The organism is Nesterenkonia muleiensis (assembly GCF_003600155.1).
GTDB lineage: Bacteria > Actinomycetota > Actinomycetes > Actinomycetales > Micrococcaceae > Nesterenkonia > Nesterenkonia muleiensis.
Map to the genome: position 1 here is coordinate 326,867 of NZ_QWLD01000040.1, position 22,270 is coordinate 349,136.

21 protein-coding genes, 1 tRNA gene and 1 other RNA gene are annotated in these 22,270 nt (G+C 65.1%); 14 read left to right on the forward strand and 9 right to left on the reverse strand.

The annotated features are described in order from the left end of the window. Nucleotides 1–12: 12 nt before the first annotated feature. The gene (locus tag DVO78_RS12685; protein WP_120005242.1) at nt 13–903 is read right to left on the reverse strand and encodes a hypothetical protein; all 891 of its coding nucleotides are present in this window, start codon (nt 901–903) and stop codon (nt 13–15) included. Between the two features lie 235 nt (nt 904–1,138). Here DVO78_RS12685 and ppk2 point away from each other — a divergent pair, with 235 nt between their 5' ends. Both ppk2 and gndA read left to right on the forward strand, forming a co-directional pair. After that, nucleotides 1,139–2,071: a polyphosphate kinase 2 gene (gene ppk2, locus DVO78_RS12690; protein ID WP_120005243.1), complete on the forward strand. Its 933-nt coding sequence runs from the start codon at nt 1,139–1,141 to the stop codon at nt 2,069–2,071. An 83-nt stretch (nt 2,072–2,154) separates the two neighbouring features. Beyond that, a complete protein-coding gene (gene gndA, locus DVO78_RS12695) occupies nt 2,155–3,618 on the forward strand; it encodes an NADP-dependent phosphogluconate dehydrogenase (protein ID WP_202912184.1) in 1,464 nt (487 codons plus the stop codon). Nucleotides 3,619–3,638: 20 nt separating this feature from the next. Here gndA and epsC read toward each other — a convergent pair whose 3' ends face one another. From epsC to msrA, 3 genes are read right to left on the reverse strand one after another with little or no spacing between them, the layout of a single operon-like run. Next, the gene (gene epsC, locus DVO78_RS12700; protein WP_120005244.1) at nt 3,639–4,226 is read right to left on the reverse strand and encodes a serine O-acetyltransferase EpsC; all 588 of its coding nucleotides are present in this window, start codon (nt 4,224–4,226) and stop codon (nt 3,639–3,641) included. A gap of 46 nt (nt 4,227–4,272) precedes the next feature. Beyond that, nucleotides 4,273–5,205 (reverse strand): cysteine synthase A, encoded by a 933-nt coding sequence (cysK, locus tag DVO78_RS12705; RefSeq protein WP_120005245.1) that lies wholly within the window; start codon nt 5,203–5,205, stop codon nt 4,273–4,275. Nucleotides 5,206–5,256: 51 nt separating this feature from the next. Then, on the reverse strand, nt 5,257–5,796 hold the full coding sequence (msrA, locus tag DVO78_RS12710; RefSeq protein WP_120005246.1) for a peptide-methionine (S)-S-oxide reductase MsrA: 540 nt from the start codon (nt 5,794–5,796) through the stop codon (nt 5,257–5,259). Between the two features lie 71 nt (nt 5,797–5,867). On the opposite strand from msrA, the gene DVO78_RS12715 reads away from it, so the two are divergent. The 9 genes from DVO78_RS12715 (at nt 5,868) to ettA (ending at nt 16,135) form a co-directional block, all read left to right on the forward strand. Further along, nucleotides 5,868–6,713 (forward strand): Nif3-like dinuclear metal center hexameric protein, encoded by an 846-nt coding sequence (locus DVO78_RS12715; RefSeq protein ID WP_120005247.1) that lies wholly within the window; start codon nt 5,868–5,870, stop codon nt 6,711–6,713. An 83-nt stretch (nt 6,714–6,796) separates the two neighbouring features. Beyond that, nucleotides 6,797–7,249 (forward strand): reverse transcriptase-like protein, encoded by a 453-nt coding sequence (locus DVO78_RS12720; protein WP_238385287.1) that lies wholly within the window; start codon nt 6,797–6,799, stop codon nt 7,247–7,249. Between the two features lie 35 nt (nt 7,250–7,284). Then, nucleotides 7,285–8,100, forward strand: coding sequence for a YaaA family protein (locus DVO78_RS12725; protein WP_120005248.1), 816 nt, complete (start codon nt 7,285–7,287; stop codon nt 8,098–8,100). Between the two features lie 60 nt (nt 8,101–8,160). Beyond that, nucleotides 8,161–8,499, forward strand: an RNA gene (gene rnpB, locus DVO78_RS12730) — RNase P RNA component class A. Nucleotides 8,500–8,655: 156 nt separating this feature from the next. After that, the gene (locus DVO78_RS12735) at nt 8,656–10,113 is read left to right on the forward strand and encodes a glyceraldehyde-3-phosphate dehydrogenase (RefSeq protein ID WP_120005249.1); all 1,458 of its coding nucleotides are present in this window, start codon (nt 8,656–8,658) and stop codon (nt 10,111–10,113) included. A gap of 24 nt (nt 10,114–10,137) precedes the next feature. Beyond that, a complete protein-coding gene (gene mptB, locus DVO78_RS12740; protein WP_157984030.1) occupies nt 10,138–11,868 on the forward strand; it encodes a polyprenol phosphomannose-dependent alpha 1,6 mannosyltransferase MptB in 1,731 nt (576 codons plus the stop codon). Then, nucleotides 11,865–13,361 carry a DUF2079 domain-containing protein gene (locus DVO78_RS12745; RefSeq protein ID WP_238385288.1) on the forward strand — a complete coding sequence of 499 codons (1,497 nt, stop codon included), beginning with the start codon at nt 11,865–11,867 and terminating at the stop codon, nt 13,359–13,361. The genes mptB and DVO78_RS12745 overlap by 4 nt, the downstream gene beginning before the upstream one ends. 11 nt (nt 13,362–13,372) lie before the next feature. Then, nucleotides 13,373–14,383 carry an acyltransferase family protein gene (locus DVO78_RS12750; protein WP_157984031.1) on the forward strand — a complete coding sequence of 337 codons (1,011 nt, stop codon included), beginning with the start codon at nt 13,373–13,375 and terminating at the stop codon, nt 14,381–14,383. Between the two features lie 69 nt (nt 14,384–14,452). Then, nucleotides 14,453–16,135, forward strand: a complete 1,683-nt coding sequence (gene ettA, locus DVO78_RS12755) for an energy-dependent translational throttle protein EttA (protein ID WP_120005252.1) — start codon at nt 14,453–14,455, stop codon at nt 16,133–16,135. On the opposite strand, the gene DVO78_RS12760 is transcribed toward ettA, so the two are convergent. Then, nucleotides 16,136–16,645 (reverse strand): single-stranded DNA-binding protein, encoded by a 510-nt coding sequence (locus DVO78_RS12760; protein ID WP_120005396.1) that lies wholly within the window; start codon nt 16,643–16,645, stop codon nt 16,136–16,138. A 244-nt stretch (nt 16,646–16,889) separates the two neighbouring features. Next, nucleotides 16,890–17,531, reverse strand: a complete 642-nt coding sequence (locus DVO78_RS12765; protein WP_120005253.1) for a DUF8185 domain-containing protein — start codon at nt 17,529–17,531, stop codon at nt 16,890–16,892. Between the two features lie 45 nt (nt 17,532–17,576). On the opposite strand from DVO78_RS12765, the gene DVO78_RS12770 reads away from it, so the two are divergent. Beyond that, a complete protein-coding gene (locus tag DVO78_RS12770; RefSeq protein WP_120005254.1) occupies nt 17,577–18,590 on the forward strand; it encodes an acyl-CoA thioesterase in 1,014 nt (337 codons plus the stop codon). On the opposite strand, the gene DVO78_RS12775 is transcribed toward DVO78_RS12770, so the two are convergent. The 3 genes from DVO78_RS12775 to DVO78_RS18030 all read right to left on the reverse strand — a co-directional run bounded on the left by DVO78_RS12775 (nt 18,578) and on the right by DVO78_RS18030 (nt 20,451). Beyond that, entirely contained in the window at nt 18,578–19,870 is a 1,293-nt protein-coding gene (locus DVO78_RS12775; protein ID WP_162301593.1) for a glycosyltransferase, read from the reverse strand. The two genes, DVO78_RS12770 and DVO78_RS12775, sit on opposite strands and share 13 nt — an antisense overlap. A gap of 98 nt (nt 19,871–19,968) precedes the next feature. Beyond that, a tRNA-Arg gene (locus DVO78_RS12780) sits at nt 19,969–20,041 on the reverse strand. A gap of 35 nt (nt 20,042–20,076) precedes the next feature. Then, nucleotides 20,077–20,451 carry a globin gene (locus DVO78_RS18030; RefSeq protein ID WP_238385302.1) on the reverse strand — a complete coding sequence of 125 codons (375 nt, stop codon included), beginning with the start codon at nt 20,449–20,451 and terminating at the stop codon, nt 20,077–20,079. A gap of 297 nt (nt 20,452–20,748) precedes the next feature. Between DVO78_RS18030 and DVO78_RS12790 the strand changes: the two genes are divergently transcribed. Then, nucleotides 20,749–21,222, forward strand: a complete 474-nt coding sequence (locus tag DVO78_RS12790) for a ribose-5-phosphate isomerase (protein ID WP_120005257.1) — start codon at nt 20,749–20,751, stop codon at nt 21,220–21,222. Beyond that, entirely contained in the window at nt 21,223–22,131 is a 909-nt protein-coding gene (locus DVO78_RS12795) for an Fpg/Nei family DNA glycosylase (protein WP_120005258.1), read from the forward strand. The last annotated feature ends 139 nt before the right edge of the window (nt 22,132–22,270 follow it).

Below are 22,270 nucleotides of genomic sequence, written 5' to 3' on the forward strand. Positions count from 1 at the left end.
GAACTGTGGGGGTCACAGCAGACGCGCGGTGAGTGTGATGTTCTCGTCGACCCGCACCCGCAGGTCTGATACACGCGGTAGCCCCTCGGAGCCCAGGCCGAGCTCTTCGTTGAGATCCAGCGACTCCTCCTGAATCTTCCTGATGCTGTTGCGAGCGAAGAGCAGCATGAGGGCCACCAGCGGATTTCGGCTCTTCACCCGCAGATCCTCCACGGCGATCAACCCTTCGGGGCTGATCCTCACACATGCGTGTATTCGCACAGTGGCGCGGAGAAATGACCGTCGGAACCGGATCACGGCTGAGAGGCTCACCAGCTGAGGATCCACCTGCTCGACGGTGACCTCCATACGGCGGAGTGTGGCGCCGAGATCCGCGACCGCCGGCGTGAGCATCGCCTGGATGACCGATTCGAGGTCAGAGGTCTTGACTGAGATGTCGGCTGAACCGCGCATTCGTGACGGGTCTGCCTCCTCATTGAGGCGGATTTCGCGGCCTGAGGTTGGTTTCGCAGGCTGGAGAGGCAGGGTGTAGAGATCCCAGACGATGGGGATGTTATGCATGCGCAGATGGGCCCGCAGGGGCACCTCGTCAAGATAGATTGGCTGTGCCTGCAGAATCAGATCCTGAATAGTGCCGGTCCGGCTAGCCACCAGCTGAGGTTCCTCGGAGCTCTCCTGCGTATGTGCACTATCCTCGAGGGGCGCAGAGATCTCTGGGTTCATATGGACAGTGAGGTTGCTCCCGTCGATGCGGAGCAGGGCGAGATCGTCACCGTGGAGTGTGACTTCGATCCGAGTCCGTTCGGACGCCCCCAGATAGTCCCCGACTTCCTGGTGCACAAGGGACTCCAGCCATTGCTCCACTGTGCTGGCGTCCCCTGGCCAGTGCGGCTGGGCAGACATGTGGCCCTTTCTGGCTGTCCGGCTGGTAGTCGGTTCGAGGGCACTTAGGGTGTGGCCGTACTGCGCCCCGAACCATGCGACGGTGTCTGTGTGGGGCAACACTACCTCAGCCGGCTGTGGTGGATGGGGAAGTAGGAGGAGCCCTGTATCCTACGTAGTCTCCAGTTCATCGTGAGTTCAGAGATTGGTGCTTTCATGACAGCGACGGCGCCAGAGGCAGAAAGGGTATGTGGCAATGGTCAAACAAGACTTATGGGAGGGACTCGAGGCCAATAAGCCCCGGCAGAACCTTCGCGAGTTCATCGATCAGCTGCGCGAGGGCGGCTACACCGTCCAGGACGGCCACACCCCGGACCCCGATCTGATCGACCCCCAGGGCAATGCTGTCGAGACCTGGCAGGAGAACTACCCCTATGACACCAGGATGGGCCGCGATCTCTATGAGATCGAGAAGTATCACCTGCAGGTGGAGCTGCTGAAGTTCCAGTACTGGGCCGAGGACTTCGGGCTCAAGCATGTGGTCGTCTTCGAAGGACGCGACGCCGCTGGCAAGGGCGGAACCATCAAGCGCTTCACCGAGCACCTCAACCCCCGGACAGCCCGGGTGGTGGCACTGTCGAAGCCCTCCGACCGGGAGCAGGGCCAGTGGTACTTCCAGCGTTATGCCTACCATCTGCCCACTGCCGGTGAAATGGTGCTCTTCGACAGGTCCTGGTACAACCGCGCCGGAGTGGAGCGGGTGATGGGTTTCTGCTCCGATGACGACTACGAGACCTTCATGGGGCAGGCCCCGGTCTTCGAACAGATGCTCATCGATGCCGGCATCCACTTGACCAAGTTCTGGTTCTCCGTCACCCAGAAAGAGCAGCGCACCCGGTTCGCCATCCGGCAGATCGACCCTGTTAGGCAGTGGAAGCTCTCCCCGATGGACTTGGAGTCCCTGGACAGGTGGGAGGCCTATACCGAGGCCAAGGAAGAGATGTTCCGGCGCACTGACACCGACCACGCTCCCTGGATCACCATCAAGTCCAATGACAAGAAGCGGGCTCGGCTCAACGCCATGCGCTATTTCCTCTCCCAGTTCGAATATGAGGGCAAGGACCACGAGGTGATCGGCGAGCCGGATCCGCTGATCGTCCAGCGCGGTCGCAACGCTGTGGGTGACTGAGCCGCCCCGGCGGTGGGGAGACCCGCTCCTGCGGGAGCTCAGCAGGATAGGATTGGCGCGGTATTTGGACCTCAACTTAGGAGATGGCAGTGGGCGCTGATATTGGAGTAACCGGACTGGCCGTGATGGGCGCGAACCTTGCCCGCAATCTGGCCAGGAACGGATACACCGTAGCCCTGCACAATCGCACGGCTGCCCGGACCGACGCACTGATCAGTTCTTACTCCTCGGAAGGGGAGTTCGTGCGCACCGAGACGCTGGCGCAGCTGGTCGAGTCCTTGGAGCCTCCGCGCCGGGTGCTGATCATGGTCAAGGCCGGGTCTCCGGTGGATGCGGTGATCGAGGAGCTGATGCCGCTGCTGGACGAAGGGGACATCGTCATTGACGCCGGCAACTCATTCTACGAGGAGACCCGGCGCCGTGAGGCGGACCTGCGTGAGAAGGGCCTGCACTTTGTGGGCGTAGGAGTCTCCGGCGGCGAGGAGGGGGCGCTCAACGGGCCCTCGATCATGCCCGGCGGGTCTAAGGAGTCCTACCAGACCCTGGGTCCGATGCTGGAGAAGATCGCCGCCGACTATCACGGTGAACCGTGCTGCGCGTGGGTGGGCACCGATGGGGCTGGGCACTTCGTGAAGATGGTGCACAACGGCATCGAGTACGCCGACATGCAGGTCATCGGAGAATCCTATGACCTCATGCGCTCCCTGGCGGGTCTGGAGCCGGGCCGGCAGGCCAAGGTTTTCCGTGAGTGGAACACCACGGACTTGGCCTCCTACCTGATTGAGATCACCTCTGAGGTGCTTGAGCAGGAGGACGAGCTCACCGGTCATCCGCTGGTCGATGTGATCGTCGACGCCGCAGGTCAGAAGGGCACCGGCCGCTGGACGGCGATCTCCGGACTCGAGGTGGGTTCCCCTATCAGCACGATCGCGGAGTCGGTCTTCGCCCGTTCGATCTCCTCCCAGCTTGACCTGCGTGCTGCCACCAATGAGGTGTTCCCGGCGGGGATCAACCAGGCCGTCACCGCTGAGGAGCTCTACGGCTCCGGGGACGCTCGTCAGGACTTCGTCGAGGACATCCGCAAGGCGCTCTACGCCTCTAAGCTGGTCTCCTACGCCCAGGGATTCGACATGCTCACCGCCGCCGCCGCCGAGTACGGCTGGGAGCTGGACATGCGCACCATCGCCTCGCTGTGGCGTGCAGGCTGCATCATCCGGGCAGATCTGCTCGACACCATCATGAAGGCCTACGATGCCGAAGGAGAACGGCCGGCCAACCTGCTGCTGGCCGAGGAGTTCACCGAGGCGATCAGCGAATGCCTGCCGGCCTGGCGCCGAGTGGTGGCCGCCGCTGCCACCTATGGGGTTCCGGCACCGGTGTTCAGCTCATCGCTGGCCTACTACGACTCACTGCGCCGGGACCGGCTGCCGGCAGCGCTGACCCAGGGGCTGCGCGACTACTTCGGGGCCCACACCTACCAGCGGGTGGACAAGCCCGGCACCTTCCACACCCGCTGGTCCGGGGACCGCACCGAGACCGAGGCCTGAAGCCCGCCGCCGGGACAAACTCAGATAAACAGCGCGGGGTCCAAGGCGTAGGCTGCTGGGTCCACCAGCGGCTGGTGCTCCTCCTCGCGGCGTTTGCGGTCCTTGGCGGGCACCCCGATCAGCACCGAATGCGCAGGGGCGGATTTCACGACCACCGCGTTGGCCCCGACCGCCGACTGCTCGCCGATCTCCACTGGTCCCAGAACCTTCGCACCGGCACCTACGGTGACCCCGTCGCCGAGAGTGGGGTGCCGTTTGGTCTGCTCCAGGGAGGTGCCTCCCAGGGTCACCCCCTGGTAGAGCATGCAGTCATCGCCGATCTGGGCGGTTTCTCCGATGACCACACCCATGCCGTGGTCGATGAAGAAGCGGCGGCCGATAGTGGCCCCCGGGTGTATCTCGATCCCCGTCAGGCCACGGGTGACCTGGGAGAGCACCCGGGCAGGCGTCTTCAGCGGCTTGCGCCGCCACATCCGGTGCGCCACCCGGTGCGCCCACACAGCGTGGAGACCAGAATAGGCGAGCACGATCTCGGCATTGGAGCGAGCGGCGGGGTCATGCTCGCGGGCCGTGGTGAGGTCTTCCCGCAGACGTGAGATGAAGCCCAAGGGGTCGTGTCCTTTCGAAGGTCAGAGGCGGCGTCGTGCTCGGTTCTCAGCCACGGATGTCCTCATACAGCAAGGTGGAGATGTACCGCTCACCGAAGTCGCAGGCGAAGGTGACAATGAGTTTGTCGCGGAACTCCTCACGGGAGGCGACCTCCAGGGCGGCTGCCAGGTTGGCACCGGTGGAGATGCCGCCGAGGATGCCTTCCTCGGTGCCGAGCTTGCGGGCGGTGGAGATCGCGTTCTCGAGGTTGGCGGTGATGACCTCGTTGTAGATCTCGGTGTTCAGCACCTCCGGCACGAAGTTGGGCCCGATGCCCTGGATCTTATGCGGTCCAGGGGACCCACCGGAGAGGATGGGAGAGTCTTCCGGCTCGACCGCCACAATGTGTAAGTCGGGGTTGTACTCACGCAGCTTCCCGCCGGCCCCTGTGATCGTGCCGCCGGTGCCGATCCCGGAGACCAGCGCGGCGACGGTGCCTTCGGTATCACGCCAGATCTCTTCACCTGTGGTGGTGTAGTGGATCTTCGGATTGGCCTCATTGGCGAACTGCCGAGCCCAGATGGCGTTGTCTGTCTCCTCGACGATCTGCTTGGCCTTCTCCACCGCCCCGCGCATGCCGTCTGAACCGGAGGTGAGCACGATCTCGGCCCCGTAGGCGCGCAGCATCACCCGGCGCTCCGTGGACATGGTCTCCGGCATGGTCAGCACCACCCGGTAGCCGCGGGCCGCGCCGACCATGGCCAGGGCGATGCCGGTGTTGCCGGAGGTGCCCTCCACCACGGTCCCGCCGGGCTTGAGCACACCGGCCTCTTCGGCGGCGTCGATGATGGCTGCACCGATCCGGTCCTTCACCGAGGAGGCCGGTGAGTAGAACTCTAGCTTCACAGCCACATTGCCGGGCAGGCCGGCGTCGAGCGTGTTCAGCTTGACCAGGGGAGTGTTGCCGATGGCTTCACTGATGTTGTTGAGCAGGGGCATGGGTGCTGTCCTTTCGGTGGGCAGACGGTGTCCTCAGCGGATTAAGCCTATCTAGGCCGAAACTTCTTCCCGCAGCCAGTGGCGCCACCCGGCGCGCAGTCTGGCGATCTTAGGATCGATGATGAACTGACAATAACCGACCTCCGGGCGCCGAGTGTGGAAGTCCTGGTGCACCGGCTCGGCTTCGAACACTGTGCCCAGGGGTTCCAGCGTGGTGACGATCGGCTTGCTGAAGTGCTGCTGGGCAGCATCGATCGCCTCGGAGAACTCCGTCTTCTCTGCTTCGGAGGTGTAGAACATCGCCGAGCGGTACTGGGTGCCGACGTCGTAGCCCTGCCGGTTCAGCGAGGTGGGATCGTGGGTGGTGAAGAAGATCTGATACAGCACCTCGGGCGGCAGCCGTTCCGGGTCGAAGGTGATCTCCACTCCTTCTGCGTGGCCGGTGGTGCCCGAGCAGACCGCTTCATAGTAGGCAGGTCCGGTGCCACCGGTGTACACCGAGCGCACCTTGGAGACGCCTTTGAGCTTGCGGGCGATGGAGTCCAAGCACCAAAAGCACCCGGCTGCCAGGACTACTGTCCGATCAGTCATACCGGTGCAAACTGAGCTGGTCTGCGGTTCATTCCTGGAGCTGAGGAACCGGGCAGGGTAGAAATAGAGATATGGCACAGACTCCAACTCTGCAAGAGGTGCTCGACGTGGTCGAGGACCTGTGGCCGGCCGCGCTGGCTGAACCCTGGGACGCCGTCGGCCCCGTGGTGGGCCGGCGGGACTCGGCAGTGGGCACCATCCACTTCGCGGTGGACCCGGTCTCGGAGGTGGTAGAGGAGGCATGCGCGGCCGGAGCCGACCTGCTGATCACCCATCACCCGCTGCTGCTGCGCGGGGTCACCACAGTGGAGGCAGGCACCTTCAAGGGCGAGGTGGTGCACCGGCTCATCGAATCCGGCTGCGCTCTGCTGACTGCCCATACCAACGGTGACTCGGCAGTGGGCGGGGTCAACGATGTGCTCAGCGAGATTCTTGGGCTCCAGGATGCTGAGCCGCTGCATCCGGCCGCTGAGGGTCTGGCAGAAGAAGGACTCGGGCGGATCGGCACCCTGCCGCGGGGGACCACCCTGGGCGAGTTCGCCGCCACCGTGTTCGGCATCCTTCCCGCAGTGGCCGGGGGAGTGCGGGTTGCCGGGGACCGGGACGGGTTCGTCCAACGGGTGGCGCTGTGCGGAGGTGCCGGAGACTCCCTGCTGTCGGCGGCCCGTGAGGCGGAGGCCGATGTATACATCACCGCCGACCTGCGCCACCATCCGGCTTCCGAGGCACGTGAGGCAGTGCGTGGCCGGCGGCCGTATTTGATCGATGTTTCACACTTCGCCAGCGAATGGCTCTGGCTGCCGGCTGCTGCCCAGACCCTGGACCGAGCACTGGCTGACCGCGGCTATGACGTGGAGATCGCGGTCTCAGGGATCAACACCGACCCTTGGGACTTTTTCGTCGTCGGAGGCCCGTAATCTCCGGCATCAAAATTGAACGAAACCCTGGGACTTTGTCATCATGCCTGGGCAGTGAATCTTATGCGTATAGAGTTGCTGCGATGACTGATCTGATCGTAGAGGCCGACGGCGGCAGCCGCGGCAATCCCGGCATCGCTGGGGCCGGGGCGCTGGTCCGCGACCCAGAGGGCCGCATTCTGGCCGCAGCGGCGGTTCCGCTGGGCCAGGCCAGCAACAACGTGGCCGAGTACACCGGGCTCATCGAAGGACTCAGACTGGCCCGCGGGATCGACCCTTCCGCGTTCGTCGAGGTGAGATTGGACTCCAAGCTGGTGGTGGAGCAGATGAGCGGGCGGTGGAAGATCAAGCACCAGGACATGAAGCGCCTGGCGGTCCAGGCCAGTCAGATCCTCCCGCCGATGCAGGTGACCTACACCTGGATCCCACGGGCGGAGAACGGCGACGCCGACCGGCTCAGCAACGAGGCCATGGACGCCTCGGCAGCAGGTGTTCGATGGGACCCCGCCGCCAGTGCCATCCAACCCCAAGCCTGACGGGGGTGTCCGCTCCTTCTGGGTAGGCTACTGGGGTGCTTATTCTCTTGCCGCCCTCGGAGGGCAAAACAGCTCCTGCCGACGATGACGGTGCGCGCCTGAATCTTGCTGCGCTGAGATTTCCGCAGTTGACCGCTGCGAGGACGGAGGTCATCGAGGCACTGGCGGTTCTCAGCGGCACCGACCTGGCCCAGACCACCCTGAAGGTCGGTCCCAAGGCTCTCTCTGAGGTGGCCGCCAATACTCGGCTCTTCCACGAGCCGGCGGCCCCGGCCTACCGCATCTACACCGGTGTCCTCTATGAGGCGCTCGGGGCGTCATCGTTGTCGGAGGCAGAGCTTCACCGGGCCGCAGAGCAGGTACTGGTGTTCTCCGGTGGGTTCGGAGTCACCGGCTTGACCGACGTCATCCCCGCCTACAGGTGTTCCATGGACGTGAAGCTGCCCATAGTGGGGAACTTGGGGAGCTTCTGGAAGAAGCAGCTCAAGGATCCGATGGATGATCTGGTGGGTGATCAGCTGGTGGTTGACTGCAGATCCGGGGCCTATCAGCGGGCCTATTCCGGACCGGCGGAGCAGATGCTGCAGGTCAACAGCTTCACAGAGAAGGACGGGCAGCGGAAGGTCATTACGCACTTCGCCAAGCACGCCCGCGGGGAGCTGGCCGGAATGCTGCTGCGCTGTGCGACTGCGCCGGAGACGGTTGAGGACGTCGCTGGACTCGCCGCTGGGCGCTGGCGAGTCCAGGTGCGCCCGGCCACAGGCCGGACACCGCACCAGCTGGACCTGGTCGAACCGGCCTCGCCAGAGGCTGCCGTCCCGCAGCGCGCTGGTGCGACATGCCGGGCGTGACCGGCGGTGAGACGGCGGACTAGGAGCGATGGCGGTGCAGCGGTATTCTCGTGATAGGGACGGGTCGGCCAGACCATCGCGGCACCGCAGTGTCGAGGAAAGTCCGGGCTCCGCAGGGCAGGATGGTGGGTAACGCCCACTCGGGGAGACCCGCAGGCCAGTGCCACAGAAAACAGACCGCCCGCTAAGGGTAAGGGTGAAACGGTGGGGTAAGAGCCCACCAGCGCCTCAGGTGACTGAGGCGGCTTGGTAAACCCCATCCGGAGCAAGGTCGAGCAGGGTGCGTTGGAGGGCTGCCCGCCCAAGCATCCGGGTTGACCGCTTGAGGTGATGCGGCAACGCGTCACCCAGATGGATGATGGTCCGCGACAGAACCCGGCTTACCGGCCGGCCCGTCCCGTCAGCTTGGATAGAGTAGGTATGTCAAGTAGGCCGATTGAGCCGAGTGAAGAGGAATGTCCGCATTTCTCTTGCGAGGCGATTGAAGGCTGCTGGGGGTGGGTGCAGCCCATCCGCAGACAACGTCGTCTGAAGAGATAAGGACCTCAGCATTCCATGTCCGCAGTGAGCAAGCACCTCAATGAATGGATCGACCGTGAAGCCCAGGCCGAGGCGATGATTCCTCTGGTCGGCCAGCTGTACCGGGAGAACAACGTCGTCACCGGGATCTACGGCCGCCAGCTGGTCAATCAGTCGGCCATCGACATCCTCAAGGCCCACCGCTTCGCCCGTCAGATCGATGAGGTGGAGCTGCCCATCTCGGAGACCCTGCCGCTGGTCCAGGCGCTGAACACCTTGGACCTGGGGGCGGCCAGCATTGACATCGCCCGGCTCAACAGCCGTTTCAAAGCCTCCGGAAGCACTGACGTTGAGGCATTCCTGCGTGAAGAGCTTGCCGACGTCGTCGGGAAGAAGGGCCAGGGGCGCGCCGAGCCGCAGGACGTGGTGCTTTACGGCTTCGGGCGCATCGGTCGTCTGCTGGCACGCATCATGGTCGGCCATGCCTCCTCGGCCACCGGGCTGAGGCTGCGGGCGATTGTGGTGCGACCAGCCGGGTCCAAGGACAGTGACCGGCACAAGGATCTGGCCAAGCGCGCATCCCTGCTGCGCCGGGACTCCGTGCACGGACCTTTCGCCGGCTCCATCCGGGTGGACCAGCAGAACAGCGCGATCATCGCCAACGGCACTTACATCAAAGTCATTTACGCCAGCGGACCGGAGGAGGTCGACTACACCGCCCACGGCATCGAAGACGCGGTGGTGGTGGACAACACCGGCATGTGGCGCGATGAAGAAGGTTTGGGCAAGCACCTGAGCTCCACGGGCACTTCCCGGGTGCTGCTGACCGCCCCGGGCAAGGGCGACATTAAGAATATCGTCTACGGGGTCAACCACACCGGGATCACCGCCGAGGACAAGCTGCTCTCAGCAGCCAGCTGCACCACCAACGCCATCACACCGGTGGCCAAGCTGATGCAGGACGAGTACGGGATCGACCATGGGCATGTGGAGACTGTGCACTCCTACACCAATGATCAGAATCTCATCGACAACTTCCACAAGGGCGAGCGGCGCGGGCGCTCGGCAGCCCTGAACATGGTGTTGACCGAAACCGGTGCGGCCAAGGCGGTGGCCAAGGCGCTTCCGGAGCTGGCTGGAAAGCTCTCCGGGAATGCGATCCGTGTCCCCACCCCGGATGTCTCCATGGCAATCCTGAACCTGGAGCTGGAGCGCGAGACCACCAAGGAGGCGCTCAACACCTTCCTGCGGCGCGAGTCCCTGGAAGGATCGCTGCACTCCCAGGTGGACTACATCGACTCTGCGGAGGTGGTCTCCACCGATTTCGTCGGCTCCACAGCGGCCGGAGTGGTCGACGGACTCGCGACCATCGTCAACGGCAGGCAGGCCATCCTCTACGTCTGGTATGACAACGAATACGGGTACTCGGCCCAGGTGGTGCGGGTACTGGAGCACATTGCCCAGTCCGAGCCGATGAAGTATCCGCGGATCTGACTCCCGCGGTGGTAGTTTCAAGTGGTGCCCAGTCTCGCCACCGCTGAGAGCGACGCTGAGAAGCTCCACCTGAGGTCGCCGGGAGTCCGGCGTGCCCTCATCCAGGGGTTCCTCGGCTCATCTCTGGTGCTCTTCGGCTCCTTCGGAGTCGGCTGGCTGGCCAATGCCGCCGACATCAACCGGTGGTCCTGGATCATTCCGCTGCGGACCGAACCCTGGGGCGTCAGCCTCACCACAGTGGCACTGACCCTGGGCTGCTGGGTGATGTTCCACGCCTGGCTGCTGCTGGGCCGGGCCCTGCGCGAAGCAGACCGGAAGGCGTGGCGGCCCGGCAGTCTGCGGATCGTCAATATCGCCACTGCGGTCTGGTCAGTGCCCCACGTGTTCTGCCTGCCGATCTTCTCCCGGGACGTCTACGCCTATCTCAACCAGGGCCGGTTGGTCCTGGCGGGCAGGGACCCCTACCAGGAGGGGGTCTCCCAGCTGGACAACTGGTTCCACTTCGGCACCGACCCCATGTGGGCTCAATCCGAAACCCCCTATGGGCCGATGTTCCTCTGGATCGAGGCTGCGGTGATGTGGGTGACCAACAACCATGTCGAGGCAGCGGTCTTCCTGTTCCGGCTGGCGTGTGTGGCAGGCGTGGTGCTGATCATGATCTACGTGCCCAAACTGGCCCGGCACTACGGGGTGCACGGCGGCAGGGCCCAATGGCTGGCCTGCGCCAATCCGCTGTTCATCATCAGCTTCATCTCCAGTGCTCACAACGACGCGCTGATGATGGGCTTCGCACTGGCCGGGATCTACGCCGCAGCCACCGCGGACCGGCACTGGTCCCGCGGTGTGCTGGCCGCGGTGCTGGTCACCGTCTCGGTGGGCATGAAGATCATCTCCTTGGTCCTGCTGCCCTTCATCGGGCTGCTCTGGGCCGCGCATCTGATCGCCGCGCGTCCGCAGCTTAACCCCTGGATCTGGCGGTTCGCCGCCTGGTTCGCCACCGCGAGCATCGCCGGGGCCATTCTGTTGGTGGTGGGATGGATCAACGGCTACGGGCTGCGCTGGCTAATGGTGCTCGCCGGCACCGGAGACACCGGGAAGTCCTTCTGGTCACCGTTGGGGATCGCCGACGATGCGCTCACCAACACTCTCCACGCACTGGGCCAGGACGCCAGCTGGACGCTGGACACCCTGCGAGTGATCGGCCGGCTCGCCAGCGTGCTGATCGTGCTGGTATTGATGTTCTTCGGGCGTGACAGGCAGATCATGTCCCGGATGACCCTGGCCTTCACCGCGCTGGTGGTGCTCTCCCCGATCATCCACCCCTGGTACCTGCTCTGGCTGCTTCCACTGTTCGCCATCAACGGCATCCGCAATGACTGGCAGACCAAATGGGTGGTGTTCACCGTCGCGTTCTTCCTCTGCTACGGCGCCCAGGACCAGCTCTCGGTCTGGGAGTTCCTGGATCTGGATGAGCAGATGCTGCAGCTGTCACTGGTGACCTCGGTGCTGTGCATGACCCTCATCGCGCTGCTGCCCTCCTCGCGCTGGGTCTGGGCCGGCGGGTGGTTCGCCGCGCCCATCTACCTGCGTCTGCCCGGGCTGGGCCGGACCTACATGCTGCACACCTTCGACCGGATCAGACTGACCTCGACTCCCAGCGGAGGCACACAGACGACGACGGCGCCCCAGACGGCCGAACAGCTGCACACCGGGGCACTGCCGGCCACCGATGCGGAGCAGGAGGTGCGGCGGTGAAGCGCGCTGCCACGAATGGTGTCCCTGCCAGGCACTGGCTGGTGCTGGCAGTGGTCATGTCTGCAGCCGCAGCGCTCTACCTGGCCCATTCGTTCCTCCGGTTCCGGAACTTTGAAGCCCGCGGCTACGATCTGGGGATCTTCGACCAGGCGGTACGCGCCTACTCGGAGTTCCAGGCTCCCCTCTCACCGATCAAGGGAGAGGACTTCCACCTGCTCGGTGATCACTTCCACCCGGTCATCGCGGTGCTGGCTCCGTTGTACTGGATCTGGGATGACCCCCGGATGCTCAACATCGCCTTGGTCATGCTGCTGGTCTCGGCAGCTGTTCCGGTGTACCTGGTGGTGCGCGGCTGGTTCAGCCATCGGGTCGGGCTGCTGGCGGCTGTGGCGCTGCTGGTCTGGTGGCCGTTTCAGGCGTTCATCAACTGGGACTTCCACGAGATCGCCTTTGCGGTGCCGATCATCGGCTGGGTCATCTGGTGTATTGAGCGTGAGCGCCCGTGGACTGCGGTGGTGCTGTCCTCAGTGCTGCTGCTGGTGCGGGAGGATATGGGCGCTACATGCGTGGCCATCGCCGCTGTGCTGCTGGTCAAGCGGTACTGGGCTCCAGCCGCAGTCCTGGCAGCCGCTGGGGCGGCGGGGCTCTGGCTGGCTGTCGCTGTGATCATCCCGCATTTCGCACCTGACGGAGAATTCAGCTACTGGGACTACACGGCGTTGGGGCCCACGGCCTCGGCCGCAGCGGTCTTCCTGCTGACCCAGCCGTGGAGCGCACTGCCGCTGCTGGTGGACCATCCGCTGAAGATCGCGCTGCTGAGCGCACACCTGCTGCCTCTGTGGCTGTTGCCGCTGCTCTCGCCCTATACGCTGATCGGCCTGCCGATGCTGCTCTCCCGGCTGCTCAACGACCGGCTGACCGTCTGGGGGTTGGTCTACCACTACGACGCAGCCCTGGGGCTGATCCTGCTGCTGGCGGCCTTCGACACTCTGCGCCGGATGCGCGGTCGCAGAAGCCGCGGCCGCGCAGAGTACCGCCCCGCCGTGATCCTCCCGGCAGGCATGATCCTGCTCTCCGTGCTGGGCGGGGTCGTCTTTCAGCTCGCTGCCGAGCGTGAGCACCAGATCTTCCCGCTGCACTGGACCTACACGGGGCAGAACTGGCAGCTGCCAGAACGTGCCGAAGCTCACCAGCGGGCTGTTGATCTGATCCCGGACGGAGCCTGCGTGGAGGCTGCTGACACCGCTGCGCCGCATCTGACTCACCGAGCCCATGTGGGGCTGGCCGGCACACTCGACGAGGTCCGAGTGGACTGGATGATCATCGATGCCGAGGCTCAGGAGCTGGGCGGTTCGGATCCGCTGAGCCCGGAGCAAGCCTTTGACCGGGCCGAGCGGCTGGGTTTTGAGACCATCAGCGCTGACGATGACGGACTGTGGGTTCTGCACCGTGACACGTCCAACGGTGCGGTGTGCACTGAGCATCTGGAGTAGTCTTGTCCTCCGTGAAATCCCAAGCCCCCCGGATGCAGTGGATGGACTTCCTGCGCGGGCTCTCCGTGCTGCTGGTTGTTGTGCTGCACGCTAACACCCACAACATCGCCGGAGCCAGTGTGGAATGGTGGTCCGAGGTCAACCGCCATCTGACTCCGTTCCGGATGCCGCTGCTGATGTTCATGTCCGGGATGCTGCTGCACCGCTCCTTGGCCAAGCCGCTGCCGATCTATATCTGGGGAAAGATCGCTGCCATCGCCTGGCCGCTGGTGGTGTGGATGTTCCTCTACGGGGCCTTTGTGCGCGGTGGGCTCGGTGTCCCGGAGAACATCATCGGGTATGTGCTCACCGGGGACTACCTGTGGTTCCTGATGAGCCTGCTGCTGTGCTACACGGCCGCTCTGTCGTTCAAGCCGCTGATCACCCGGTTCCCCGCTGGACACCACTGGGGTTATCTGCTGGTGTTCGCCGCCATGATCGGCACCTATGTCTCCACCGCCGCAGTGCACGGCGGACTGATCGGCAGCACCTTCTGGTATGGAGCTTTCTTCTTCCTCGGCGCGTGGGCCTTCCCCCATGTTCAGCGGTGGGTTAATGTGCCGTGGCTGCTGGTGCTGCCGCTGCTGGTGCTCACTGCCGTGTTGGCGAATATGGGAGTCGCCGACCGCAGTCTGCGTGTGGGTTCCCTCGCCGCCGCAGGTATCTCCGTGCTGGGAATCGCGGTCATCCTGTGGCTGGCTCCCAGACTGCCCCGCGGCCTCGCGGTGCGTTTCGTGGAGTGGTGCGGACGCTCCTCGGTGGTGGTCTATGTGGTCCACTTCCCGATCATCATTCTGCTGCGTGACCGTGTCTTTGCTCACATCGAGGTCACCAGCGGAGTCTACGTGCTGCTGATGACGGTGGTTTCGCTGGCGCTGACGGTGCTGATGGTCTGGGCGCGCCCCTGGACCAGCTGGCTCTATGTCAGCCCCGGCGCTGCGCGCGTGTCCGGTCGCCTGTCATCGGTCTCTGCTCGGCCCTGACGCCCCAGGGTCGGGCTTCGCCTGCCGGGTGCACGTGCGCTGACCTGCGCTGCGATAGTGTGGAGAATCATGGCTGAATTTATCTACACAATGGTCAAGGCCCGCAAGAAGGTGGGCGACAAGGTCATCCTGGATGACGTGACAATGTCCTTCTACCCGGGTGCGAAGATCGGCGTGGTCGGTCCCAACGGGGCAGGTAAGTCCACGATCCTGAAGATCATGGCGGGACTCGACGAACCCTCCAACGGGGAAGCCCGGCTCAGCCCCGGATATTCCGTAGGCATTCTCCAGCAGGAGCCGCCGCTGAACGAGGAGAAGACCGTCCTGGGCAATGTCCAGGAGGGTGTGGGGGAGATCTACTCCAAAGTGGTGCGCTACAACGAGATCAGTGACGAGATGGCCAACCCGGAGGCGGACTTCGAGGCGCTCATGGAGGAGATGGGCACGCTTCAGGAGGAGATCGACGCCGCCAACGCCTGGGACATCGACTCTCAGCTGGAACAGGCCATGGATGCGCTGCGCTGCCCGCCCGGTGAAGAACCGGTCACCCATCTCTCCGGCGGTGAGCGCCGCCGGGTGGCGTTGTGCAAGCTGCTGCTGTCCAAGCCCGACCTGCTGCTGCTGGATGAGCCCACCAACCACCTCGACGCCGAATCTGTGCTCTGGCTCGAACAGCACCTGGCCTCCTACGAGGGCGCGGTGTTGGCGGTGACCCACGACCGCTACTTCCTGGACCATGTGGCCGAATGGATCTGCGAGGTCGACCGCGGCCGGCTCTACCCCTATGAGGGCAACTACTCGACCTATCTGGAGAAGAAGCGCTCCAGGCTGGAGATCCAGGGCAAGAAGGACGCCAAGCTGGCCAAGCGCCTGGCCGACGAGCTCGAATGGGTCCGCTCCAACACCAAGGGTCGTCAGGCCAAGTCCAAGGCCCGTCTGGCCCGCTACGAGGAGATGGCGGCTGAGGCTGAACGCACCAAGAAGCTCGACCTGGATGAGATCCAGATCCCGCCCGGGCCGCGGCTGGGCACCCAGGTGATCGAGGCCGAGAACCTGCAGAAGAGCTTCGGAGAGCGCACACTGATCGACGGTCTCTCCTTCTCCCTGCCGCGCAACGGCATTGTCGGGGTGATCGGGCCCAACGGTGTGGGGAAGACCACGCTGTTCAAGTCCATCGTCGGGCTCGAACAGCTTGACGGCGGCCAGCTGACCATCGGGGATTCAGTGCAGATCTCCTACGTCGATCAGTCCCGGGCCGGGATCGATCCGGAGAAGAGCCTCTGGGAGGTCGTCTCCGACGGGCTGGACTTCATCAAGGTCGGTGCTGTGGAGATGTCATCCCGCGCCTATGTCTCCGCTTTCGGATTCAAAGGGCCTGACCAGCAGAAGAAGGCCGGCGTGCTCTCCGGCGGTGAGCGCAACCGGCTCAACCTGGCCCTGACGCTCAAGCAGGGGGGCAACCTGCTGCTGCTCGATGAGCCCACCAACGACCTCGACGTCGAGACCCTGGGATCACTGGAGAACGCCCTGCTGGAGTTCCCAGGCTGCGCCGTGGTCATCTCCCACGACCGGTGGTTCCTGGACCGCGTGGTGACCCATATCCTTGCGTGGGAGGGCACCGAGGAGAACCCGGCCACCTGGTACTGGTTCGAGGGTAACTTCGAATCCTACGAGAAGAACAAGGTGGAGCGGCTGGGCCCCGACGCCGCTCGGCCCAGCCGGGTGACCCACCGCAGGCTGACCCGCGACTGATCACGGGGCGTTTTGCAGCGCAGGATCACCGTCCCATCCTCCGCCAACGGATGCGGTGGCGGGATGGTCCGGCACAGGTGCGGTACCGTCGTCGGAGGCCTCCTCAGTCTGCTCGGCGGAGGCCTGCTCCCCGGATTCTGCCTCGTGACGGTTGACCTTGGCGAACCGGCTGAGTCCGAATTTGAGGTCATGACCCACTGATTGGGCACTGATTTCCACCTCTGTTCCCGAGGTCGCTTTCTCCGAGTTCTCCCAGTGGCGGATCTTCGGACGGCCGAGGACCACCACGGCGTCGCCCTTGCTGATGGACTGCGCGACGTTCTCGGCGAAGGGTCCGAAGGCTGCCACGGTGTACCAGTTGGTCTCACCGGAGGCCCATTCTCCGGTAGTGCTGTTGCGCCAGCGCGGGGTGGAGGCCAGCCGGAAGGTGGTGACCTGGGTTCCAGATCCTGCGATCTTCAGTTCTGGGGTGGTGCCTGCAAAGCCGCGCACGGTGATGGATTCAGTCATGATGGCCATTGCTCCTTGTTCCACGGCCGGACTCAGATTAGGGGGCTGCAGACCGGCCGTGGTCGGAGTCCGCAGCTCATACAGAAGAGTCTGCCGGCCCGCGCAGCGGGGTGCACCACCTGTTCGGGAACCTGTGAAGAGCCCGGCGTGTTTTCATCAGCCGCGCGGCCCTGGGGAAAACTCTGGGACTGGCCCGACCGACAGAATGCAGGCCACCGTAAAGCAGAAGTGTCTCCGAGCCCAGCTAGAGAGCCCTGGTGAGGATGAATCCGCCCACAGAGCTCAGCCGCACCCAGTTGCCGTGGATGTGCACATTAGTGACGGCGTCGTCGTGCTGTGCCAGAAACCCCAGGGACAGCGCACCGAAGGCCGCACCGGCCGGCACATTGTGATCCATGGGCCGGCTCCACACCCGTTCACGCACCTGCTCCACCACATGGGCGCCCGCAGACTGAGGGACTGCTTCGGCCACCTCTGCGATGCCTGTCTCAGCAGCTTCGCGCAGCACCGAGTCCGGCACATCGCCTGCCAGCTCCCAGCCGGTGCGCGGGGGAGTCACCGCAGCCCACGGCACATTGATCCGGCTGGGTGGCAGCGGCAGATGCACCTCGGCCGGGTTCATCCGGGCCAGCCTTTCGGTGATGGAGGCCAGCTCCACGGTGGCATCGGCTTCAGAGGGCTCGGCCAGCGCCATGGTGCGCAGCCCCAGCACCGCGGGGATGCGGGAGGTCAGTGTGGAGGGTGTCATCACCGGCAGCCAGGCGGCCAGCACCATCCCGGCGGCCTGAAGCCGGATGCCGTGTTCATTGACGCGTTGACCGCGTCGGATGTAGGTGCGAAGGTCCTGAAGGGTTGCCGCTTCGGCAAAGTGCAGGTACTGGGTCATAGGATATTCATTGTGTCATGCAGTTCACCCCAGAAGGAGCCCTCGATGACCGAAGGCCAGTACCGGACCCCCACCCCTGATGAGGCGGTCGCCCGTCTGGTCGGGATGCTGGACCTGGAAGCGCTCCCGGACGACGGCGGTTCTGAGGACCGGTTCCTGGCACCGGTGTTCGAGCAGGCGTTCTGGCGTGTTTTCGGCGGGCAGGTGCTGGCTCAGGCGACCACCGCAGCCATGCGCACGGTGGCTCCGGAGCGTGCTGTGCATTCGGTGCACGGGTATTTTCTGCGGCCCGGGGACGCCACCAAGCCCATCGAGGTACGGGTTGAGCGGCTGCGCGACGGCGGCTCATTCTCCGCGCGGAGGTCCCAGGCCCATCAAGACGGCACACCGATTCTGTCGATGATCGCCAGTTTCCAGAAACCATCAGGAGGTCTGGCCCATCAGGATCCCATGCCCTCCTCGATTCCGGCTCCCGAGGAGCTCCCGGCGCCGGAGGAGCTGCTGGGTCATGTGGACCATCCGATCATGCGCGAATGGGGCCGTGGCCGGCCCTTCGAGCTGCGGCACATCGATAGGCCCCTCTACCTGGAGGCAGACCGAGAGAGGCGGCCCACATCGGCGGTGTGGATGAAGACCAAGGCCCCTCTACCTGATGATCCCAATGTGCACCGGGCGGCGATCCTCTACGCCTCCGACTACACACTGCTGGAGCCGGTTCTGCGGCAGCACGGCTATTACTGGGCCAAGCCGGGGATGAAGATCGCCTCCCTGGATCACGCCATGTGGTGGCACCGTCAGGCACGTGCTGACCAGTGGCTGCTCTATATCAAGGAGAGCCCCTCGGCGCAGAGCTCGCGGGGTCTGGGCACCGGCTCCATCTACACCCGCAGCGGCGAACTGGTGGCCACCGTGGCGCAGGAGGGCATGATCCGCCCTCCGCAGGGCCTGAAGTCTCTGTTGCGGGAGAGGGTGCAGAAGCGGGCGGTGGCTGCCGGCGGTACGCAGAGGGAGCTCAACCAGAAGTACAAGACTGCTTGGCGCTCACGCTACATGCGTTGATCCGTAGACCGCCGAGCCTGCCGATAGGCCTCCAGCGCCTGCGCAGCCGTGGCGTCCCAGGAATACCGCCGGGCCAGCTGAGCAGCTGCTGCGCTGTAGATCTTCCACTGCTCCCAGTGGAGAATCAGCTGCTGCAGAGCACGGGCCCACTGCTCCGGGTCCAGGCTGTCCACCAGTACTCCGGTGGCCCCGTGGTCCACCAGCTCCGCCAGGCCGCCCACATTGTGCGCCAGCACCGGTGTGCCGCAGGCCTTCGCCTCCAAAGCGACCAGCCCGAAGGACTCACTGTAGGAGGGCACCAGCACCGCGTCCGATGCCCGGAACAGCTCCGCCAGCTCCCGGTGCGGCAACGGTCTCTTCAGCACGACGACCTCGGAGATTCCCTCTTCGGCGGCAAGGGCCGGGATATCGACGCCGTCGGATCCTGACTGCCTGCCGGCCACGGTCAGCTGCACGGCCACCTCCGGCATCAGCCTGCACAGCCGGCCCACAGCGGCCAGCGCCACCTGCGGGCCCTTATGCGGCTGCAGCCGGCCGGCGAAGGTCAGCCGCAGCACCCGGCGCTGCGGTGGGTCCCAGCGGGGATCGGCCTCCACCGGGGGGTAGAACGTGTCCAGGTCGGTGCCGGGATGGACCATGGCGATGCGCTCTTCCGGGATGCTGAAGATCCGCTGCAGGTCTGCGGCCTCGCGCCCGGTGTTCGCGGTGAGGACGGCGGCCGTGGTCACGATCTGCTGCTCGGCGTGGTGGCGTCGCGGGTCCTCAGCGGAAGCGGGGTCGCGCTCGAGCTTCACCGCACCGATGGTGTGCATGGTGTGCACCAGCTGGGCGCCCAGGTCTGCCGCGACCGTGAGTCCGGCCAGCCCGGAGATCCAGTAGTGGGAATGCACCACCTGTGCCGGGGCAGGGTCGGCTTGGCGAATGCTGTTCACCGCTCGCTCGGCCAGGTCCTCCAGGCACTCGATGAGCCGTGACTTGTCCTCACGGCATCGCTGGCAGACTCGCAGCACGTGCACCCGCAGCCCCGGGTGGAGGGTGCGTACATAGTCCCCGGTGGTCCCCTCAGGGGTGCCGGAGGCGTCGTGGATCTCGTCGAGATCGGTGGTGACGATGTCCACTGAGGTGCCGCCGGCCGCCAGAGCATGGGAGAGCGCGTTGACATAGACGTTCAGCCCCCCGGCATCCCCGGTGCCGGCCTGCGCCAAGGGGGAGGTGTGCAGGCTGAGCATCACTACCCGGTCGATCCGCGCTGCTGCGCCGGTCTCCGGGTGGGTGGTCATAGAGCACTTTCTGGACGTGATGAGACAGCTGAGGCGGCGTTTTTCGCGCCATGCTGGCATGGGGGCGACGGGTCTCCCCGCTGCCTGGACCAGCACTGCGCCCGAGGAGGGATTCGAACCCCCGACCGGCGGATTAGAAGGCCGCTGCTCTATCCCCTGAGCTACTCGGGCATGGACCGCGTACGATCCGACAGTCCATCCTACCGTCAGCTGTTGACCATGGAGTGCGCGGCACGTTCTAGATAGCCCCAGAGCTCGGCCTCGTGCATCGGCGAGAGCTGGGCGGCCTCCACGGCAGTGCGCATGTACCTCAGCCAGGTGTCTCGGGCCTGCGCATCGACCCGGAAGGGCATATGCCGCATGCGCAGCCGAGGGTGCCCGCGCTGTGCCTGATAGGTGCGTGGGCCGCCCCAGTACTGCTCCAGGAACATCAGCAGCCGCTCCTTGGCCGGGCCGAGATCCTCCTCGGGGTACATGGCCCGGAATTCTGGATCCTCGGCCACCTGGCCGTAGAAGACCTCCACGATCTTCTCGAAGGTCGGGCGCCCGCCCACTTGTGCGTAGAAGCTGTGGGGGTCCACCGAGCCGGGGTCCTCCTCCGGAACAACGGGCTGACCATCAGGTCCGGGCAGTACGCCGAGGTCGGCAGAACTCTGCCGCTGTGGCGGAGGCTCATGGGCCTCCCCACTGGGCCGGCCGGTGACCTGCGAGGGCGGCTTCCCCGCAGGCCGGACGGTCGCGATCGGGGCGCCCAGCCGGCGGGAGAACTCCGGCAGCGTGGGCTGTTGGCGGGCTGGGTCGTCGTGCTGCTCGTTGGTCATAGTTCGTTCAGCATAGGATGGTCACCGCTTGTTCCTGAAGTGTGAGAGAGGTTGTCTATGCGCGTCCACATCGCCACCGACCATGCCGGGATGGAGCTCTCGGCTCATCTGGTCACCCATCTCAGCGCCAAGGGGTATGAGGTGGTCGACCACGGTCCCGAAGAGTACGACGCCCAGGACGACTACCCCGGATTCTGCCTGCGTGCGGCTGAGGCGGTGGCTGAGGAGTTCGCCGCCGGTCAGCAGTCTCTCGGCATTGTGCTGGGCGGCTCCGGCAACGGTGAGCAGATCGCGGCCAATAAGGTCGCCGGCATTCGTGCGGCCCTGGCCTGGAATCTGGACACCGCCCGGCTGGCCCGGGAGCACAACAACGCCAATGTGGTGGGTCTGGGCGGACGGCAGCACAGCCTTGGGGAGGCCACTGAGATTGTGGAGGCGTTTCTGAGCGCCGAGTGGTCCGGCGAGGAGCGGCACAGCCGGCGCATCGGGAAGATCGCCCATTACGAGACCACCGGCGAGATCCTGGACTGAATGCCCGAAGGTCATACTCTCCACCGGCTGGCATCCCAGGTTCAGCGGCTCTTCGTGGGCCGCAGCTGGCGGGTCAGCTCCCCGCAGGGGCGGTTCGACGCCGGTGCGGCCAGACTTCACGGGCGGGTCCCTGAGCGTGCCGAGGCCTGGGGCAAGCAGCTCTTCGTGCACCTGGGCGCCGATATCTGGCAGGTGCACCTGGGACTCTACGGGGCGTTCAGCTTTCGCGGGGACGAGAGCTTCGCCGGTGCGGCGTCCCTGGGTGCCCCGCGCACTGTCGGCACACAGCACACTCCCGAGTACGACGACACCGGATGGATCCTGCCGGAACCGCCGCGGGCCACTGCGCGTGCCCGGATCCATGTACCCCACGGCTGGGCCGACCTCCGTGGACCCTCGCGGTGTGCGGTGCTCAACCCCATGCAGTATGAGGCGGTCATCGCCAGGCTGGGACCGGATCCGTTGCGGCAGCCCGAAGGGTCCCTCGATGAGGCTTTGCTGGGCCAGTTTCAGGACAATCTGCGCCGCCGGCGCATCAGCATCGCCGCCGCGCTGATGGACCAGGCGGTGATCGCCGGGGTGGGAAACATATACCGGGCAGAGTCGTTGTTTACCGAGGGCCTCAGCCCCGATACGCCCTCCCAGGAACTCTCCGGGTCTCAGGTCTCCTCGCTGTGGGCCACCATCACCGGGCAGCTGCGCGATGGAGTCAGTGAGGGCACCATTCGCACCCTGCGCGCCGATGACCCGCATTTGGGGCTGCGCGGGGCTGATGTGCGCTCGGCGGTGCGCCGTCACTGGGTATACAAGCACCAGGGCACCCCGTGCTTGAAGTGCGGAGAGACGATCCGCATGAGGGAGCTTCAGGGTCGGCGCCTGTACTGGTGTCCAGGATGCCAGACTCACTAGCCGCTCCGGTCTTTCCTTGGCTCAATCGCGCGTCGCGTGGCTCACGCTGCTCAATCGCCTCGGAAGACTCGGAGCAGGCTCCGGTCTTCTCTCGGCTCAATCGCGCGTAGAATCACGGGGGTCAGCATTTTCCCCGACT

Bases quoted from the DNA above. Each gene is read 5' to 3' on its own strand.
- DVO78_RS12760 (WP_120005396.1), bottom strand. From the start codon at position 16,645: ATGACTGAATCCATCACCGTGCGCGGCTTTGCAGGCACCACCCCAGAA.
- gndA (WP_202912184.1), top strand. From the start codon at position 2,155: ATGGCAGTGGGCGCTGATATTGGAGTAACCGGACTGGCCGTGATGGGC.
- ettA (WP_120005252.1), top strand. From the start codon at position 14,453: ATGGCTGAATTTATCTACACAATGGTCAAGGCCCGCAAGAAGGTGGGC.
- DVO78_RS12735 (WP_120005249.1), top strand. From the start codon at position 8,656: ATGTCCGCAGTGAGCAAGCACCTCAATGAATGGATCGACCGTGAAGCC.
- DVO78_RS12790 (WP_120005257.1), top strand. From the start codon at position 20,749: ATGCGCGTCCACATCGCCACCGACCATGCCGGGATGGAGCTCTCGGCT.
- DVO78_RS12795 (WP_120005258.1), top strand. From the start codon at position 21,223: ATGCCCGAAGGTCATACTCTCCACCGGCTGGCATCCCAGGTTCAGCGG.
- DVO78_RS12775 (WP_162301593.1), bottom strand. From the start codon at position 19,870: ATGACCACCCACCCGGAGACCGGCGCAGCAGCGCGGATCGACCGGGTA.
- DVO78_RS12720 (WP_238385287.1), top strand. From the start codon at position 6,797: ATGACTGATCTGATCGTAGAGGCCGACGGCGGCAGCCGCGGCAATCCC.
- msrA (WP_120005246.1), bottom strand. From the start codon at position 5,796: ATGACTGATCGGACAGTAGTCCTGGCAGCCGGGTGCTTTTGGTGCTTG.
- cysK (WP_120005245.1), bottom strand. From the start codon at position 5,205: ATGCCCCTGCTCAACAACATCAGTGAAGCCATCGGCAACACTCCCCTG.
- ppk2 (WP_120005243.1), top strand. From the start codon at position 1,139: ATGGTCAAACAAGACTTATGGGAGGGACTCGAGGCCAATAAGCCCCGG.
- DVO78_RS12770 (WP_120005254.1), top strand. From the start codon at position 17,577: ATGACCGAAGGCCAGTACCGGACCCCCACCCCTGATGAGGCGGTCGCC.
- DVO78_RS12715 (WP_120005247.1), top strand. From the start codon at position 5,868: ATGGCACAGACTCCAACTCTGCAAGAGGTGCTCGACGTGGTCGAGGAC.
- DVO78_RS12765 (WP_120005253.1), bottom strand. From the start codon at position 17,531: ATGACCCAGTACCTGCACTTTGCCGAAGCGGCAACCCTTCAGGACCTT.
- DVO78_RS12685 (WP_120005242.1), bottom strand. From the start codon at position 903: ATGTCTGCCCAGCCGCACTGGCCAGGGGACGCCAGCACAGTGGAGCAA.